Source organism: Azospirillum sp. Sh1 (assembly GCF_008365135.1).
Classification (GTDB): Bacteria; Pseudomonadota; Alphaproteobacteria; order Azospirillales; family Azospirillaceae; genus Azospirillum; species Azospirillum oryzae.
In genome coordinates, this window is record NZ_VTTK01000087.1 from 1 (window position 1) to 2,239 (window position 2,239).

Consider the following 2,239-nt stretch of genomic DNA (forward strand, 5'->3'; position numbering starts at 1 on the left):
CCGGCAACACCCTGCTGGTCTCGGCTCTGGAGACGATCACCGGCCAGGGCGGCACGGACGTCATCACCATCGGCACGGTCGGCTCGACCTTCCTGGCCAATGCTCTGGAGACGATCACCGGCGGCACGGGTTCGGAACTGGTGTTCCTGGGCGCGGCCGGCAACACGGTCACGGTGTCGGCTGTCAACATCCTGATCGGCGGCGCCGGTACGGACGTCGTCACGCTGGGCACGGCCGGCAACACGGTGCTGCTGCGCGGCATCGAGACGCTGACCGGCGCTGCGGGCACCGATGTCGTCACGCTGGGCGATACCGGCAACACGCTGGCGATCTCGCTGATCGACACGCTGGTTGGCGGTGCGGGCTCCGACGTCGTCAGCCTCGGCACCACCGGCACCACCATGGTGCTGTCGGCGATCGAGACCCTGAACGGCGGTGCGGGCACCGACGTGATCACCCTGGGTTCGACCGGCAACACGCTGTTCGCCACCCTGATCGACACCCTGACCGGCGGCGCTTCGACCGACGTCGTCACCCTGGGCACGGCCGGCGCCACCATGCTGGTCTCGGCTCTGGAGACGGTCACCGGCGGCACGGGCACCGACGTCATCACGCTGGGTACGGCTGGCAGCACCCTGCTCGCCAACTCCATCGAGACGATCGCCGGCGGCACGGGCTCCGACCTCGTGTTCCTGGGCTCCTCGGGCAACACGGTCCTGGCCTCGGGTCTCGAGATCCTGGTCGGCGGCACCACCACCGATGTCGTCACGCTGGGCACGGCCGGTAACACGGTCATCCTGCGCGGCCTGGAGACCCTGACGGGTCAGGGCGGCACCGACATCATCACCATCGGCGACACCGGCACCACCATGCTGGTCTCGGCGCTGGAGACCCTGGCCGGCGGCGCCGGCGTCGACGTCATCACCATCGGCACCGCCGGCACCACCATGCTGGTTTCGGCGCTCGAGACGGTGACCGGCGGCACGGGCACGGACGTCATCACCATCGGCACGGTCGGCTCGACCTTCCTGGCCAATGCGCTGGAGACGATCGCCGGCGGCACGGGTTCGGAACTGGTGTTCCTGGGTTCGGGCGGCACGACGGCCCTGGTTTCGGCGATCGACATCCTGATCGGCGGCACCGGCACCGACGTGGTCACCCTCGGCACGGCCGGCAACACGGTGCTGCTGCGCGGCATCGAGACGCTGACCGGTGACGTCGGCACCGACGTCGTCACGCTGGGCAACACCGCGAACTCGCTGCTCGTCAGCGGGATCGAGACGCTGACCGGCGGTTCGGCTTCCGACATCGTCACCCTGGGCACGGCCGGCAACACGCTGGTGGTGTCGGGCATCGAGACCCTGGTCGGCGGCACGGGCACCGACATCGTGACCATCGGCACCGCCGGCGGCACGCTGCTGGCTCTCGGCATCGAGACGCTGATCGGCGGCACGGGCCTCGAGGTGATCTTCACCGGTTCGGCGGGTGCGACCCTGACCGTCTCGGGCGCGGACTTCGTGATCGGCAACACCGGCACCGACGTCCTGACCCTGGGTTCGGCCGGCAACACCACCACCATCCGCGGCATCGAGACGCTGATCGGCGGCCTGGGCACCGACGTCGTGTTCCTGGGTGACACCGGCAACACGATGACGCTGGGCACCGGCATCGAGGTTCTGGTCGGCGGCACGGCCACCGACGTGCTGAACATCAGCACTTCGGGCGCCACCCTGCTGACCCGTGCGATCGAGACCCTGATCGGCAACACCGGCACCGACGTGATCACGCTCGGCGACACGGTGAACACGGTCACCGTCACCGGCATCGACACCCTGACCGGCGGTGCGAGCACCGACATCGTCTTCACCGGCTCGGCCGGCGTGACGATGACCGCTTCGGGCATCGAGTTCCTGGTCGGCGGCACGGGCACCGACGTCGTCACCCTGGGCTCCTCGGGCAACACCGTCATCACCCGCGGCATCGACACGCTGTCGGGCGGTGCGGGCACCGACTGGGTGTTCCTGGGCGACACCGGCGTCACCATGGCGCTGGGTTCGGGCATCGAACTGCTGATCGGTGGCGCCTCCACCGACGTCGTCAGCCTCTCCACGTCGGGCAGCACCCTGCTGACCCGCGGGGTCGAGACCCTGATCGGCGCGGCCGGCACCGACGTGATCACGCTGGGCGACACGGCCAACACGATCACCGTGTCGGGCGTCGACACCCTGACCGGCGGTGC

1 protein-coding gene is annotated in these 2,239 nt (G+C 69.6%); it reads left to right on the forward strand.

Features of this window, described 5'->3' with window-relative positions; all coding sequences use genetic code 11:
* Positions 1-2,239 (forward strand): calcium-binding protein (locus FZ029_RS32700; RefSeq protein WP_149274368.1); only part of this gene is annotated, 2,239 nt, incomplete at both ends.